General features: G+C 74.3%; 14 protein-coding genes and 3 pseudogenes. 12 read left to right on the top strand and 5 right to left on the bottom strand.

The annotated features are described in order from the left end of the window. Window positions 1-122: 122 nt before the first annotated feature. From ACFY07_RS24455 to ACFY07_RS24465, 3 genes and pseudogenes are all read left to right on the top strand, one after another. On the top strand, window positions 123-539 hold the full coding sequence (locus ACFY07_RS24455; RefSeq protein ID WP_390871650.1) for a hypothetical protein: 417 nt from the start codon (window positions 123-125) through the stop codon (window positions 537-539). A 1,061-nt stretch (window positions 540-1,600) separates the two neighbouring features. Next, window positions 1,601-1,675: pseudogene (locus tag ACFY07_RS24460) on the top strand (hypothetical protein); the annotation flags it as partial. 243 nt (window positions 1,676-1,918) lie between these two features. Then, window positions 1,919-2,500, top strand: coding sequence for a hypothetical protein (locus tag ACFY07_RS24465; RefSeq protein WP_390871672.1), 582 nt, complete (start codon window positions 1,919-1,921; stop codon window positions 2,498-2,500). Window positions 2,501-2,709: 209 nt separating this feature from the next. Here ACFY07_RS24465 and ACFY07_RS24470 read toward each other — a convergent pair. Then, a pseudogene (locus tag ACFY07_RS24470) lies at window positions 2,710-2,925 on the bottom strand (IS630 family transposase); the annotation flags it as partial. A 371-nt stretch (window positions 2,926-3,296) separates the two neighbouring features. Here ACFY07_RS24470 and ACFY07_RS24475 point away from each other — a divergent pair. Next, the gene (locus ACFY07_RS24475) at window positions 3,297-4,307 is read left to right on the top strand and encodes a DUF3103 family protein (RefSeq protein ID WP_390871652.1); all 1,011 of its coding nucleotides are present in this window, start codon (window positions 3,297-3,299) and stop codon (window positions 4,305-4,307) included. Window positions 4,308-4,852: 545 nt separating this feature from the next. Here the strand turns inward: ACFY07_RS24475 and ACFY07_RS24480 are convergent. Beyond that, a complete protein-coding gene (locus ACFY07_RS24480) occupies window positions 4,853-5,443 on the bottom strand; it encodes a CGNR zinc finger domain-containing protein (RefSeq protein WP_390871654.1) in 591 nt (196 codons plus the stop codon). A gap of 397 nt (window positions 5,444-5,840) precedes the next feature. Here ACFY07_RS24480 and ACFY07_RS24485 point away from each other — a divergent pair, with 397 nt between their 5' ends. Next, window positions 5,841-6,503, top strand: coding sequence for a pyridoxamine 5'-phosphate oxidase family protein (locus tag ACFY07_RS24485; protein ID WP_390871655.1), 663 nt, complete (start codon window positions 5,841-5,843; stop codon window positions 6,501-6,503). Window positions 6,504-6,556: 53 nt separating this feature from the next. Here ACFY07_RS24485 and ACFY07_RS24490 read toward each other — a convergent pair. Then, window positions 6,557-6,829, bottom strand: a pseudogene (locus ACFY07_RS24490) (hypothetical protein); the annotation flags it as partial. Between the two features lie 390 nt (window positions 6,830-7,219). Between ACFY07_RS24490 and ACFY07_RS24495 the strand changes: the two are divergent. The 4 genes from ACFY07_RS24495 (at window position 7,220) to ACFY07_RS24510 (ending at window position 9,934) form a co-directional block, all read left to right on the top strand. Continuing rightward, the gene (locus ACFY07_RS24495; RefSeq protein WP_390871657.1) at window positions 7,220-7,738 is read left to right on the top strand and encodes a hypothetical protein; all 519 of its coding nucleotides are present in this window, start codon (window positions 7,220-7,222) and stop codon (window positions 7,736-7,738) included. A 414-nt stretch (window positions 7,739-8,152) separates the two neighbouring features. Further along, entirely contained in the window at window positions 8,153-8,311 is a 159-nt protein-coding gene (locus tag ACFY07_RS24500) for a hypothetical protein (RefSeq protein WP_390871659.1), read from the top strand. Window positions 8,312-8,320: 9 nt separating this feature from the next. After that, the gene (locus tag ACFY07_RS24505; RefSeq protein WP_390871661.1) at window positions 8,321-8,608 is read left to right on the top strand and encodes a hypothetical protein; all 288 of its coding nucleotides are present in this window, start codon (window positions 8,321-8,323) and stop codon (window positions 8,606-8,608) included. 252 nt (window positions 8,609-8,860) lie between these two features. Next, window positions 8,861-9,934, top strand: coding sequence for a hypothetical protein (locus ACFY07_RS24510; protein WP_390871663.1), 1,074 nt, complete (start codon window positions 8,861-8,863; stop codon window positions 9,932-9,934). A 283-nt stretch (window positions 9,935-10,217) separates the two neighbouring features. On the opposite strand, the gene ACFY07_RS24515 is transcribed toward ACFY07_RS24510, so the two are convergent. Next, a complete protein-coding gene (locus ACFY07_RS24515) occupies window positions 10,218-10,616 on the bottom strand; it encodes a hypothetical protein (protein ID WP_390871665.1) in 399 nt (132 codons plus the stop codon). A 336-nt stretch (window positions 10,617-10,952) separates the two neighbouring features. Here ACFY07_RS24515 and ACFY07_RS24520 point away from each other — a divergent pair, with 336 nt between their 5' ends. After that, window positions 10,953-11,621, top strand: coding sequence for a hypothetical protein (locus tag ACFY07_RS24520; RefSeq protein ID WP_390871666.1), 669 nt, complete (start codon window positions 10,953-10,955; stop codon window positions 11,619-11,621). Window positions 11,622-11,684: 63 nt separating this feature from the next. Here the strand turns inward: ACFY07_RS24520 and ACFY07_RS24525 are convergent, their stop codons facing one another. Next, window positions 11,685-11,819 (bottom strand): hypothetical protein, encoded by a 135-nt coding sequence (locus ACFY07_RS24525; protein ID WP_390871667.1) that lies wholly within the window; start codon window positions 11,817-11,819, stop codon window positions 11,685-11,687. A gap of 50 nt (window positions 11,820-11,869) precedes the next feature. Between ACFY07_RS24525 and ACFY07_RS24530 the strand changes: the two genes are divergently transcribed. Both ACFY07_RS24530 and ACFY07_RS24535 read left to right on the top strand, forming a co-directional pair. Continuing rightward, window positions 11,870-12,058 (top strand): hypothetical protein, encoded by a 189-nt coding sequence (locus ACFY07_RS24530; RefSeq protein WP_390871668.1) that lies wholly within the window; start codon window positions 11,870-11,872, stop codon window positions 12,056-12,058. Between the two features lie 125 nt (window positions 12,059-12,183). Continuing rightward, window positions 12,184-13,290 carry a hypothetical protein gene (locus ACFY07_RS24535; protein WP_390871669.1) on the top strand — a complete coding sequence of 369 codons (1,107 nt, stop codon included), beginning with the start codon at window positions 12,184-12,186 and terminating at the stop codon, window positions 13,288-13,290. Window positions 13,291-13,385 lie beyond the last annotated feature (95 nt).

Raw genomic sequence — 13,385 nt, forward strand, 5'->3', positions numbered from 1 at the left:
CCACCACCCGGTGGATCAGCATGACTCCGGACACTGCGAGGCGTCGAGCTGCGTGATCGTAGCCCTGTGGAGGGTGTCCGGTGATCTGCACGCTGAGCGGGGGCCTCCCGTACGCTCCCGGCATGAGCGAACGCGTCGGCTGCGCGATGTGCGGTCCGGACCGGCGGGTGTCGGGTGCCCGGCGTGAGGTCCTGCCCGGCCCGGACGTCCCCGGCGGCCGGAGCCGCCTCGACCGCGGCCTGACCGGAACAACCTGCACCTGGCTGGCCCTGGCCCGGGTCTCCGCATCCGTGCGCGTCGACGACATCCCCGTCGTTGCGAAGGCCGCGCGTCTCGCCCGTCCGGTAACCGCCGCGGGCGACATCGGCGACCCGCTCGCCGCCCGTCGGCAGACCCGCCTGGTCCCGCAGCACCGGTCCGGCGAGCGCACCCTCGCAGACCCCGCCGAGCTCGTCCCCGCCGGCCGCGCCACGGTCCACCGCGTCCTCGAACGCCACCGGACGTCACCGGCAGCGCCTTCGACCCCTGTGGGGCGGTGACGTGCTGCCCCACGTCCACCAGGTCACCAAGTACGACCCCGCCGACCGCGACCAGCGCGGCCACTGCACCGGCGCCGAGTCCACGGCCAGTGACCACGGACCGGTGGAAGCGGCCTACCTGCAGGCGGTCGCCGCTTTCGCCCAGGACACGGGCATCGACCACGTGGCCGTCCGCGAGCCGCAGATCGCCGGCTTCGTCCACTTCGAGCCGGGGCCCACGGTCGGCGGCCACGGTCCGGCCGGTCTCCTCCCGCAGGGCCTCGCCGGGTTCCACGACGGAGCGCTGGTACCGATCACGGTCGCCCTGGAACTCGTCCGGGCGATGCTCCGCGGCAACGGCGCCTGGTGCCGGCTCGAGGTGGACGGGGCATTCACCGTGCACGTCGGCTGGGACCAGTACCTCTACATCGGCAGCAGCCGCCCCTGCGAGTCGGCGCTGGCCCGCACCCGCTCACTCGGACTGTTCCCGGAACGCCTGGACGCCTCGCCGTACGCCTTCGCCCCCGACGACCCCCTGCACGTGCAGCGCCCGGCTGACGCCGACTTCTGGGCCCGCCTGCACTGGACGGTCAGCTCCCACCGGGCCGTGTTCCTGGAGGAGGCCTACGCCGGAAACGCCACCCGTTGGCACCGCCTCACCCGCGACACCGTCGAGGCGGTGCGCGCCCGGCTGACCCCTCGCGCCCGGCCGGCGGTCTGGGCGGACCTGCTCACCGACGCAGACGCGGCCCTGGCCGCCCTGCCCGACGAGGGCCTGGTGGAGATCGTCTGGGAGGACCAGGACGGGCGGATCGCCAACACCGTCGCGGACGAGACCGCGTTCGGGGCGGTGGCCTCCCGGATCGCCGGCGCGCGTGCCGCCGGTGTCGTCCCCTTGGACGCCGACGAGCGGTGCCCGCTGTTCACCGCTGTGCTGCCCGACAGCGACGGCGTTCTCCGGGCCCGCTGGGCAGACCGAGCCGACACCCGGCGACCGGGACTGGGCCTTCCTGAGGACCCTGCGGCGTGGCCAGGTCGTCACCGGCACGGTGACGCACATCGCCGACTTCGGCGTCACCTTCGTGGACATCGGCGGTTTCACCGCCATGATCAACGTTCCGGAGCTGTCCTGGCGTCCGATCCGCCACCCGTCCGACGTCGTCGGCGTCGGCCAGGAGATCACGGCCGAGGTCCTCGACGTCGACCGGGAGGGGCGCCTCATCGGCATCGGGCTGCCGGCGGCCGACTGTTGCGCAGACCTGCTGGCAACGTCGCGCCGCCGTCGTGTGCGCAGGGCCGAGTGCACCAGCACCGGACTGATGGAGGTGTTCCCCCGTGACCCACCCCACCGTCCACCGCGTCCTGCGGCGGGCCGCCACCGCCACGCCCTGGGCTCGTGCATGACCGCCGCCCGGCCGCGCGACGTCGGCGGCACTCTCGACCTGGCCTGGTGGTCGGAGGACCCGGAGCGTTGGGACCTCCTGCGGTTCGAGGCGGCCCACGACGCGGCCGACCTGCCGCTGGACCGGTGGTCGAAGGACCGCCAGGACGTCCTCGAGGCGCTCGTCCTCGCCCCGGGGCCGATCGACCACGACTTCGCCCGCTTCCTGCTGGAGCAGGAGGTATGGTTCCACCGCCACTGCCGGGGCTGCAGCCACACCATCGAGATCGCCGCGCTCCTGCTGGCCGAGCACCGCCGGCCCGGCGACGTCCGGCACCTGTGGGAGGCGATCCTCACCAGCTTCGACACCTGGGGCTGCCTGCCCCACCAACTCCTCCTCGCCTGCGGGGCAACCGAGCACACGCTCTCCTACGTCACCGGCTCCGACCACGGACAGCGGGACGACCTGCTGGGGTACCTCCACAAGCTCCAGGCGGTGACCGGCGACGACGTCGCCGCGCTCGCGGCCCGACGCCGTCGCCACTACACCGACATCCTCCGCGAACTCGACGCCGTCCCGGAACGCGATGACGACCGCTGAGGCACCGCTCTTCGCCGCTCCTGTGCCGGCGCCGCGCGAAGTCGCCGCAGGGTTCACGCTCGGCTCGGTGCCGGGGCTTGAGGAACATCGGAACGGAAGCCTGCACTGAGCCCTGGCGGTCCGCTGGTGTCCTGAGCCGTGAATGCGCTTGAGATGTCCGGCGAGGCGTTCGAGGATCTCGCCTGCGGTCCTGGTCCACACGGAGGGCTCACCAGCGCCCGCTCGGGCGGGTCCAGGTGCAGGTGCAGGTGCAGGCCGACCACGTCGCGGACCTTGTCGACGAAGGACGGGGCGGTCGACAGCAGAGACGTCCCGGCGCGGTGCGGCTGCAGGCCGAACGCCCGCCGGATCCGCGGCACGGTCGACTGCGACAGGCCCGTCTCCTTCGCCATCGGCCGCGTCGACCGGTGCGTGGCGCCCTTCGGCCAGTGGCTTCCCGCGACACGGCGATGGGGCACACGGTGGTCAGGGGGAGGCCCCGTTGAGGTTCCGTGGTTCCGCGCTCTTGCTTTGGTGTCATGGTCCCGCCATTCTGGCGTCGGGAATCTACTCGCATAGATCCCACGGCTCCAACGCTCCACCTGCTTGCGCGTCCGCCCGCCCCCACGCTCAGGAGGATCGCCCAGTGAGACCTCGTCAACCGCGCCGCCGTGGCGCCGTCGCCCTCGCGGCGTCCCTGCTTGCCCTGTGCGCCGGTCAGACCGTCGCCGCTCTGCCCGCGACCGCGGCCCCGCCTCCTCCAGCCTCCACGTCTGCCTCCACGTCTGCCTCGGCGTCCGCCTCCACGGTCGTCGCGGTGCAGGACCAGGCCGCGCGTGCCATAGCCCTCTCCCTCTCCCACGCGTCCTGGCGCGCCCGCGTCCAGCATGCGGTCCTCGCCACCGACGAGGTGTCCGTCACCGCGCTGGCAGGCCGGGCCGGCAACGGTCTGCAGTCCACGCTGGCCGCGGCGGACCGCCGCATCGCCGCCGCCAAGGGCCTCGACGCCGGCGCCGGCTCGCTGCTCCGGCTGCGGCTCGGGAACCACGCGATGCGCGGCGCGCTGTCCGCCGGAACGGCGCCCTGGGTCGCCCCGGCCACCGCCGACGAGGACGCCACCATCGTCGTCGCCTACGACAGCCGGGGTCGGGCCCACACGCTCGACGCCCGCCACGCACCCGCCCGTCCCGTCTACGTCGTCGACATCGACGGCTCCAAGGCACTGGCCGCCGGCCTGGACGTCCTGAACAGGCAACTGCGCCGCTACGGTCTCGCCTCCGCCGCACCGGCACCGACGGCGGATGCCGCCGGCAGGCCGCAGGTCCAGGCGGCCACCGGAGGCTTCTGGACCACCCGCATCACCGCGGTGGAGCTCTCGAACGACGAGGAGCCCTGGATCAAGGGCGATGCCGAGATCTACACGCTGGTCACCGGCTTCGGGCAGGACGGCAAGGTGCGCGTCGATCCCGTCGACATGCCGTACCTCGACAACGACGGCACCGTCTACCGGCCCGGCCAGATCCTGGTCAACTGGTCCAACTACAAGTACGACCTGGCCGACGCCGTCATGATGGAGGAGGACGGCAGTACCAACTACCGCGACCTGGCCAAGGCCATCGCCACCGCCCTGCTCACCATCACCGACCAGGGCGCCTACGTCCCCCTGGTGAACGCGGTCCTGGACGCCATCCCGAACGACTGGTGGACGGACGACCCCGACTACGTCGACTCCTGGTACACCCTGGCCAGCAGCGACAACGGCACCCGCTACGGCGCGCGCGGCAACGGTTGGATGACCGTCGAGCCGTACTTCGTCCAGGGGTTCTGAACCCTGCAGCGGACGTCCCGGGAGAGGACCGCGACAGGACGGCGGGCCGGTGCGTGAGACCACCGGCCCGCTCCGCACGCCCACCGGCCGTCGGCCACCGGCCACCGGTTCGGCGAGGGACGCGCCCTCCGCTGCCGCTGCTCCCCGGGTTGCCCGGACCCCGGGGGTGCCGGGCCGCATTTCCGGACGGTGGTGACGGCGTCCCCGGTGGTGACGCCGTCCACCGGCAACCTGGCGAAGAGACCCCTCCGTCGCTGCCGCCGACCGCACAGCCCTTGCTCGGAGGGGGCCGCCGTCGCCTCCGCCCCTCCCCGCTGCCGAACGGCCAAGGGTCCACGATCGGAATCGCGCTCACCGGCGGGTGGCCTGCCGGGGCGACGGGTCATGACGTCGCGGGCGCCGCCCTCTGGGCGCGTCGTGTGAGGACACCCGGGGCCGAGCCCCGCATCGGGCCGGTCGTTGCCGGTGACGGGTGAGCCTCGGCCCGGCTTCCGGGCGCCGCGTGCGGGCGGCCGGTGGTGCGGGTGTGCCGAGGCGAGCGGCCGCTACATCGATCCCTGGAGACGGTCGCGGTGGCGTTGGGCCTTGGCCCGGTTCCCGCAGAGGCTCATGGAGCACCAGCGCCGTTCGCCCTTGCGTGAGGTGTCGGTGAAGTGCAGGGGGCAGGGCGGGTTGGCGCACTTGCGGACCCGGCCGGGTGCGTCGGTGATGAGACGCGCGAAGTCCCGTGCGCACACGAACGCCGCGTGGCGGGCGGGATCGCCGACCTCGGCTGTCTCGGTCTGCCCGTGGAGGGTGAGGGACAGCTTGATCCGTCCGTGGTCGAGGAGCCCGTTCACGGCGGTCAGGTCTCCCGCGTCGGCGACGGTGGCCGCCAGGACCGACCGGGCCTCCCGCAGCCGGCGGCGGACGTCGGGAAGGGCTGCGTCCGGGCGGTGGAGTCCGTGCTGGTCCAGCCAGGCCCGGGTGAGTTCGTCGTCGTCGAGCAGATCGTAGGAATCCGTGCCCGTGAGCCATCGGGTGTTCAGGGCGTCCACGGCCGGCGGTTCACCCGTCAGAGGGCGCGCCGGCCATCCCCGGGCTTCCAGCGTGCGCCGAAGCGCCTCGCCGTCAGCTTCCTGCTGCGTGTCGATCACGGCACCTCCTCAACTAACCCCTAAAGCTCGATTGACAGGTTAGCAGGGGTGTGCTTTCCTGGCCTGCGTAACCGGAGAAAGCTACTGAAGGGGTTACCTTGGCGGGGCGTCGACATCTCGTGCCGGCAGCCGGGCATGCCTGTGCGACCGGGGCCTGCGGCGTGAATCCCCCCGCCGGCGTCGAATCCTGCCGCCCCGCCCCACCCTGTCCGACCCGAGGATCGACCTCCCCGACGTCGGCCGCCTCCCCTCGAGCGCCGGACCGACGTCATCACCGGACATGTCCGTGCCTTCCCCGGACGCGTCCTGAACCGGCCCCGTGCCACGGCGGCCAGGCGGCCGGCAGGCAGCCGGCCGGCGCCCTCACCGCCGACCTGCACGAGAAACAGGAGCAAGCATGCCTCAGCACTACGCCCGGATCGCCTTCACCGACGAGGTCAGGCAGGTGCAGCAGGCTCACGGCAGCCGCACCGCCATGCAGCGCTTCGAGGAAGCGGACTTCGGCAACGACGTCCTCGGCCCGGAGGAGGCACAGTTCGCTGCTGAGCGGGACGGCTTCTACCTCGCCACGACGAGCAGCACCGGATGGCCGTACGTGCAGTACCGCGGCGGACCGCCGGGATTCCTGCACGTCCTGGACGAAACCACCCTCGCCTGGGCCGAATTGCGCGGAAACCGCCAGTACATCAGTCAGGGCAACCTGGCCGCCGACTCCCGCGCCTCCCTGTTCCTCATGGACTACGCACACCGGCAGCGTCTGAAGATCTTCGGCAGCATCCGGTTCCTCGACCCCGGCGAGCACCCCGACCTCGCGGCCCGGCTCACCCCCGCCGACACCCGGTCCGTCGTGCAGCGGCTCTCCCTCGTGCACCTGCACGCCTACGACTGGAACTGCCCGCAGCACATCACCCCCCGCTACACCGCAGCCGAACTTCAGCAGACCCTGGACCCGGTCCGCGAAGAACTCGCACGACTGCGCTCCGAGAACCAGGCCCTGCGCGCCCGACTGGCCGCGCGTTCCGCCGACCTCCGCGATACCGGCGTCAACCCCGGCCACTGACCCGGCAGCCCGGCCTCGCGGGCCCGCCCGGTCATCGCGGCAGCAGGCCGGAGCCTGGCGGCGGACGCGAGGTCGTCGGGGACGCCGGTCGGCCCGCGGCGCTCGTCGTCGGCGGCCCGGTCCCCGGGCAGGTACAGGGCCCGGTCGAGCAGGGCGAGCCCGGCGCGGCTGGCGTGGGTCGGACGGACGGCGACCCGGCACAGACCGATCCCGCCCAGGGCGCCGGGGGCGCCTCCTGGCCGAAAACCGGGGGCGGAGTACCGACGCGCGGCGCCCACCGCGTCCGTGGATGACTCCCCGTCACCGGTCCCGTCCAGCACCGGCACCGCCTCGTCGGCAACGGGCGCGTCCCGGTGATGCCGACGTCGTGCCGGGACGCCGTCCGGCCGTTGACGGAAGCCCGCTGACGTCGTGAGGCTGCCGCGCCCGGCACCGTCGAGATCATCGCCCCCGACGGACGGGCAGGCGTCCTGGTCGACGACCGCCGCTCCGGCCGGGACGGCGCAACCGTGACGCCGTGGGCCGGTCCACCCGGCCGGGGCACACGCGCGGAGGTGGTCTTCACCGCCCGCACCTGTCGGCGGCCGTCAGACCGTCCCCGCGGACGTCCGTTCGGTTCCCCGCTCTGCGGCCACACCCGGTAGCCTCTGTGCCGTCCTCTGGGGCTGATCGATGAGGGGAACCGGGCTGTGGCACGTACGTGGTTGTCCGTCCGCGTGGAGCTGGTGTCAGGGCGTGGCGTCGACCTGTGGCCCCGGCCGGGCCGTGTCCTCGCTGCCGCCCGGTCGCACTCCTTCGCTCAGCTCGCCGAGGCCGTGGACCTCGCCTTCGGCCGTTGGGACCTGGATCACCTGCACATGTTCACGCTCGCCGACGGCACCGGGGTCAGCCGCCTGGAGTGGTGGGGCGGCGAAGCCCCGGACGGCACGGTGGACGGCGAGGTGACCCAGCTCAGCAGACTGCAGCCCGGTGAGCAGTTCGCCTACGTCTTCGACATGGGCGACGACTGGGCTCACCTGTGCACGGTGGCGGAGAAGCGCATCGACCCCGTCGGCGAGCTCGGGGAGGTGCCCGACCGCCCTGCGCCTTACTGGGGGTGGGGGAGCTTGCCGGACCAGTACGGTCGGCGCTGGGACGGGGACGACGGCGAGTCCCCGATGCCGAAGCGGCCCGGTCGGGGGCTGGGCGACCTGCCGCCGATCCTGCCGTGGTGGGGTATGTCCGGCCGGCGCTGACGCTCACGCTGCGTACGCCCCTCGGCTGCCGGGGGGTAATCGACGTGGCCACCACCGGGAGGTGAAGCGGCCGTCGGCGGGGAGTCCCCACCGGCCGCTGCACCTCATGCTCCCCGCCCCGCGGTGATGCCCCAGCCCCGACAGCGGCGACCTCCCCACGGTCACCCCGGTCCCCGACAGGCGGCCGACACCCGTACCCGGCATGGGCGCCTCCCGCCGCGGTACGGCATCAGCGGCATGCCGCGTCCTCGCGCATGGGCGCCAGGGGCTGCCACCGGAGCAGCGGCGGCGCACCTCCGGCGCCGAAGCCGGAGGCGCGCCGCACCTCCCGCCCTCGAATCCCGGCAATCCCCGCGCCGGACTCCCGCGCGGCGCTACCGTCGACCCAGACACCACCGCCGGAGGAGGGAGCGCATGGCCGAGCAGCGGTGCACCTCCTGCAGCGGCAGCGGAGCCACCACCCAGACCAGGTACGAGATCGTCACCCGGCCCGACGGCACCACCACCAGCGAGCAGCGCCAGGTCACCGCCCCCTGCGGGCGGTGCGGTGGGCGGGGCTCCGTCACCGGGTAGGAGACCCTCATGCGCACCATCCACCTCTGCCAGGCCTGCGCCGCCTCCTACCTGCCTCCGGAGGACATGCGGTACGACACCCTCGGCCTGGAGGCATCCCCCACGCACTGCTCCCACTGCCAGGCACTCGGCCGCGGCCACCTCGACGGCTCCCGCCTGTCGGCCGCGCTCCTCGCCGAGCTGCAGGCGCGCCTGGACGCCCCGCGACCGCGTCCGGAGCGGCAGCTCGCCCGCTCCACCGGTCCCCGCCGCCGCACCCGCGGCGGACCGGTATCCGCCCGTCACCGCCTCGGCTGACCCCGCCCGCCGCGTCCGAGCCTGCCGGGGCCGCGTCGCCCACCTCCCCGTACCACCCTTCACCGGGCCGGTACGGGTTTCCGGTGGGTCCCCGCTGTCCGGGTTCAGCGGTCCCGCCGCCGGTACCGGCTCACACTGCCCCGCCCCGCCCCGCCCCGCCCCGCCCCGCCACGACCCGCACCTGCGCCGAGCTGCCCGGCGGGCTTCGAACGGTCCGGCCCGGTGACGCCGGACCGCCCTCGGGCCTAAGGTATGCCGGTGATCTTCAAGAGGAGGCAGGCGGCCTCGGGCCTGAACGCCGCGGTGTCCGCGCTGGAGCAGGCCGTCGCCGCCCGCGACGGCGCCCGCACCGAGCGGGCCTTCAAGGCCACGATGAAGCGCCTGAAGTCGGCGGCGGACGCCGAACTCGCCCCGACGGGTCCCCGCCTGGCCGCGCTGCTCCCCGCCTTCCCGGCCACCGGCCCGCGCCCCGTGCTGGCGACGGCGGCCGGCTTCTGCGTCGAGCGCGGGGCCGACCCCACGGCCTGCGCGGGGCCGATCCTCGGCGGCGTCCACCGGGACCTGCTCGACGCCTTGGAGTTCGCCCGCCGCTGGACCGCCGCCGGCGAGACCGGTGACGCACTGCCGAAGCCCGACGAGAGGATCGTCGGCGACGCGCTTCCTGCCCGCCTGGGCTGCGACGCGCCCGAGGCCGCGCGGCTGGCGCTGGCCTGGCGCTCGGCCGAGGAGTGGCAGCCGCCCGCGCTGGCCGTGCTGTGCCGCAGCGCCGAGGTGCGCCGTCGGCACGGATCCGCGCTCCTCCCCGCCTGCCGCGACCTGGCCGCCCTGCGGCGCCACGACCTCACGTGCCTGGCCCACGCCCTGGCGGTCCTGGACGACGAGCCCCTGGTGGTGCTGCACCGGCCCACCGGCACCGGGTTCGAGGTGCGCATCGGCGGCATCGGCGACAACTTCCAGCTGCACACGCTCCTCGCCCACGTCCTCGTCGGCGGCGGCCACGTGCCCGGCCCCGCGCCCTCGGCGGAGAGCGTCCGCCTCGCCACGGACCCGCAGCCCGCCCGGGGACGCACCGGGACCGTCGCGACCGGGGCCTTCGAACTCCTCGCCCCCGACGGCGGTCGCATCTGGAACGAGGGGCTGCCCGCCGACATCCCCGTGGTGGAGGGACGCCGCCTGCTCGTCCTGGACAAGCCGATCTACCGGCGCAGCTGGAACGCCGACCGGTTCTTCCCGCTGCTCCCGGGCACGGCCGAACTGACCGGAGTCCTGTCCGCCGACGAGACACGGACCTGGTTCGCCCGCACCTCCTCCGGCGCAGGGACCTGACGGGCGCCCCGGGCCCGGTGAGCCAGGCCGCCGCACGGCTGCTGCCGCGGCCGGACGTCGCAGCCCGCGCCCGGCCCCCTCTGCCGGACCAGGAGCGTGCCGACTGGTGCCGCAACCTGCGGACATCTCCTGTCGGTTCCCGCGAGCAGGGCCGCACGCACCTGCCCCGTGTGGGGGCCGGGGCGGCCGACGACGAGACGGATGCGGGCGCCACCAGAGCCGGTGCCGCGCATGCCGGAGGCCGGACCGGTGCCGCGTGCTGCGGCATCGTGACGCCCGACGGTCACAGTCGTGCGTGTCTCATCAGCAGCTCGAGGTCGGCCTCCTTGACCCGGGTCACTCCCTGCGGATGCCGGTTCGTCAGCGCCGCGAGCGGGACGGGATCCCGGTCCAGGGCCAGTGTCGCCTCCCGGTGCAGGACGGCCCGGACCCGCCACGGCCGCTCGGTGTCATCGGGCACCTCGTAGGGTTCGCCGGTCACATCGGCCATCGCGGCCACCACCTTCTCCGGGGCGGAGAAGTAGATCCACAGACGGTCGCCGGGCGACATCAGCCGCCGCCTGGTCAGCCACCACTCGGCGCGTGGCGCGGTCTCCGCGCACAGGCGCACCTGCTTCCTGCTGGACGGCCGGCCGTCCATGGTCGCGACAGTCGGGTCCAGGATGTACAGCCAGTCCTGCATGCGTCCCCCTCGTCTCCGGTCGCCGTGCGGAGCCTCCGCCCCGGGGCGTCCTGGCAGGATGCCACCCCGGTGACGCCACCGAGGGCGGAATCCGCACGGACGGGGGAGACCGGCGAAGCGCACTTCCTCCGAACGTGCCGACCACAGGGAGCAGTGAGCACTGCCCTGTGGTCCTCGGAGCTCTTCGGCCATCCCCCAAGGGCCGAGAGCGCGCCGCCTGTGGCGCCCGCCGATCTCCTTCTCCCGGCGCGAGCGCACCGGCCGTACGAGCCGGCGACGGCCGACCGATCGGCGGAGCGCGGCCGGCTGTCGGCGGGGTGGTGTTCGATGGGCGTCATGTCCGTTCACGACCTGGTCCGCCTGCTGCCCGACCCCGCCGTCCTGCGGGCCCGCTGTCGGGCGGTCGCGCTGCTCGACACGATCCTCGACGACGGCGAGCCCATGCACGGGTTCGCCGTCGACTGGCGCCCGGGGGTCGACCTGGCGTCGATGGACAACGGTTCGGGCGACCAGTACGCGGTCGTCTTCGACCCGGCCGGGGTGTTCCTCTACGGGTTCGACCACGAGAGCGACGCCACCCCGTGGCGCGAGGAGCCCCGGGCCCACTGGCCCGGGCTGCTCGACGGCCTGCCCGCCGCGCTCGCGCCGTACCCGCAGGCGCCGGAGTTCCAGTTCGACGGCTTCTTCGACGCGACGGTCTGCGCGTGGCGCGAGACGGGCGCCACCCGGTGGCGGTGCGGGCCGGTCGCGTTCGCGCCCGGCGAGACGGACGGCGCCGACCGGCTCTTCGACCTCCTCGCCGACGGCAGCCCGGAGGCCTACGTGGCCTTCGCCGAGGACTCCTACGAGCGGCCCTGCGGCCGGGACGCCGTCGCGGCTCTCCTGGCGGGCGCCCCGCTCGACCGCCGGACGGTGGCGGCGCTCTCCGCGACGGCGGACTTCGCCGCCGTCGCCGCTCGGGCCCGGGCCCTGGGCCACCTCGTCCAGGAGCAGCCGGCGCCCTGACGGCACGGCTCCGCTCCGGGGCCCGCGCCCGTGCGGGCCCGGGTCCGGGCCCGGAGGGAGCCGTCAGCGCAGGCAGGTGCGCTGCCACTCGGTGACGGACATGGTCTGCGCGGCCACGGCGAGCCGCTGCGCGGAGGGGGCCGTGAGCTTGGCCCGGGGCGGTTCAAGCCTCGTCCGGGGCGCCGTGTCCGCCTGCACACTCCGGACGGCTCCCCACCGCTGACCGCCGCCATCGGAGAGAGAGCTTGATGCTGCACGCCCCGACGCCGGACATGGGCGCCGACCCCGTACCCGCCGAGCACGCGGAGCCGGTCCGGGTGGCGCACGCCGGACAGCTCCAGCCCTGGCACTTCGCCCGCCTTGCACGGATCGCCGCCACCCATCCGCGGCTGTCCCCCGGGGCCGAGGGCCGCCGAGTCCTCCCGCCGCCCGGCTGACGCCCTCGGGCGTCGCGGTCGCGCCCCACGACCGTCGCGGGCACGGCCCGGAGGCCGACGGGAAACCGCGTGGACCGGGCGTCCCCGGGATGCGACGATGCGGCTGTTACCTGCCCGGAGGACCGTTGTTCCTTTTCGTCTGTGCCCGGTGCGACGCCGAGCTGACCACCCCGTTGTCCCAGGTCGCCCTGCCGGTCCACGCCCACCAGCAGTACGGGAACGGAATCCAGCTCCCCGTGCTCATGGAGTCGGGCACGTTCGCGGTGGACCCGGAGCCCTGGGGTCCGCCGTGGCGGCCCTGGCAGGAGCTCGACCCGGGGGAGGCGGAGGCCCGCGGCATCCACGCGCCGGTCCACGCCCTGTCCGACGGCGCCCCGGGCGCCGTCGTGATCGCGCCCGGGGACGTCCGCGGCACCCGGATGATTTCCGGGAGACAGGGCGGTTCCTGCTGCGGCCTCGACGGGAGCGACGGCCCCACCATGGCCTGCGCAGCCTGCGGCCTGCCCGTGGCGAGCAGGATCGACGACTGCTCCGCGTGGCAGGCGGTGTGGCTCGCCCCGGACGCCGTGCGCCGCCTCCCCGCCGGCGACGCCGGCACCGCACCACTCTCCTGGGAGGAACTGGTGGAGGAGGGGGAGAGCACGCCCCCGCTCGAGCCGATCGCCACCTGGGGGTCGAGGTCCGGGACGGGCCACTTCTGGTCGTGGAGTCCGCGGTGGGAGGCGGCAGCCGGCCGAGCGCTCGCCCACCTGCTGGCGGCCTCCCACGGGCGCCCGGTGACGGTCCCGGACGGCCTGGCCGCGGACGTGTTCCGACGCGCTCTCGACACGCTGCTGCCCGCGGGACCGCCGCAGCGGCGTGCCGTCCTGGCCGGGCCGGGCCTGCCCGCCCCTGACGCAGACGCGGACATCCTCCTCGTACCCGTCCACCCCCGGACGGGCCGGACCTGGGCTCCCGCAGGCCCGGCGGCATCGGCATGCCCGGTGCCACTGCCGCTGGGAGTGTGGCTCCGGATGGCCTTCCCCCAACCGGGCCCGCCCCGCCCCGCAACAGGCCGCCTCCCCCACGACGTCCTGCGCGACGACCCGCCCCCGCCGCGCCCCGCCTCTCTCTTCCGGGCCGACTGGGGAACGTTCCAGAACACCCTGGTCCGACTGCCGGCCGTTCGCCGTCCGTGGCTCCGCACGATCCTCGAGAGCCTCGCGGAAGACAGGACGACCAGCCTCTTCTAGTGTCCTGAGTCAGGAATTCGCTTCAGATATCCGGCGAGGCGTTCGAGGATCTCGTCGGCTGTCCTGGTCCAGACGTAGGGCTTGGGGTCGGTGTT

The sequence above is a fragment of the Streptomyces sp. NPDC001380 genome (assembly GCF_042895785.1).
In the GTDB taxonomy this organism is placed as follows: Bacteria; Actinomycetota; Actinomycetes; order Streptomycetales; family Streptomycetaceae; genus Peterkaempfera.

What these genes read in the sequence shown, in the direction of transcription:
- ACFY07_RS24455 (WP_390871650.1), top strand. Translation starts at nt 123, where the DNA reads ATGAGCGAACGCGTCGGCTGCGCGATGTGCGGTCCGGACCGGCGGGTG.
- ACFY07_RS24465 (WP_390871672.1), top strand. Translation starts at nt 1,919, where the DNA reads ATGACCGCCGCCCGGCCGCGCGACGTCGGCGGCACTCTCGACCTGGCC.
- ACFY07_RS24485 (WP_390871655.1), top strand. Translation starts at nt 5,841, where the DNA reads ATGCCTCAGCACTACGCCCGGATCGCCTTCACCGACGAGGTCAGGCAG.
- ACFY07_RS24500 (WP_390871659.1), top strand. Translation starts at nt 8,153, where the DNA reads ATGGCCGAGCAGCGGTGCACCTCCTGCAGCGGCAGCGGAGCCACCACC.
- ACFY07_RS24505 (WP_390871661.1), top strand. Translation starts at nt 8,321, where the DNA reads ATGCGCACCATCCACCTCTGCCAGGCCTGCGCCGCCTCCTACCTGCCT.
- ACFY07_RS24510 (WP_390871663.1), top strand. Translation starts at nt 8,861, where the DNA reads ATGCCGGTGATCTTCAAGAGGAGGCAGGCGGCCTCGGGCCTGAACGCC.
- ACFY07_RS24515 (WP_390871665.1), bottom strand. Translation starts at nt 10,616, where the DNA reads ATGCAGGACTGGCTGTACATCCTGGACCCGACTGTCGCGACCATGGAC.
- ACFY07_RS24520 (WP_390871666.1), top strand. Translation starts at nt 10,953, where the DNA reads ATGTCCGTTCACGACCTGGTCCGCCTGCTGCCCGACCCCGCCGTCCTG.
- ACFY07_RS24530 (WP_390871668.1), top strand. Translation starts at nt 11,870, where the DNA reads ATGCTGCACGCCCCGACGCCGGACATGGGCGCCGACCCCGTACCCGCC.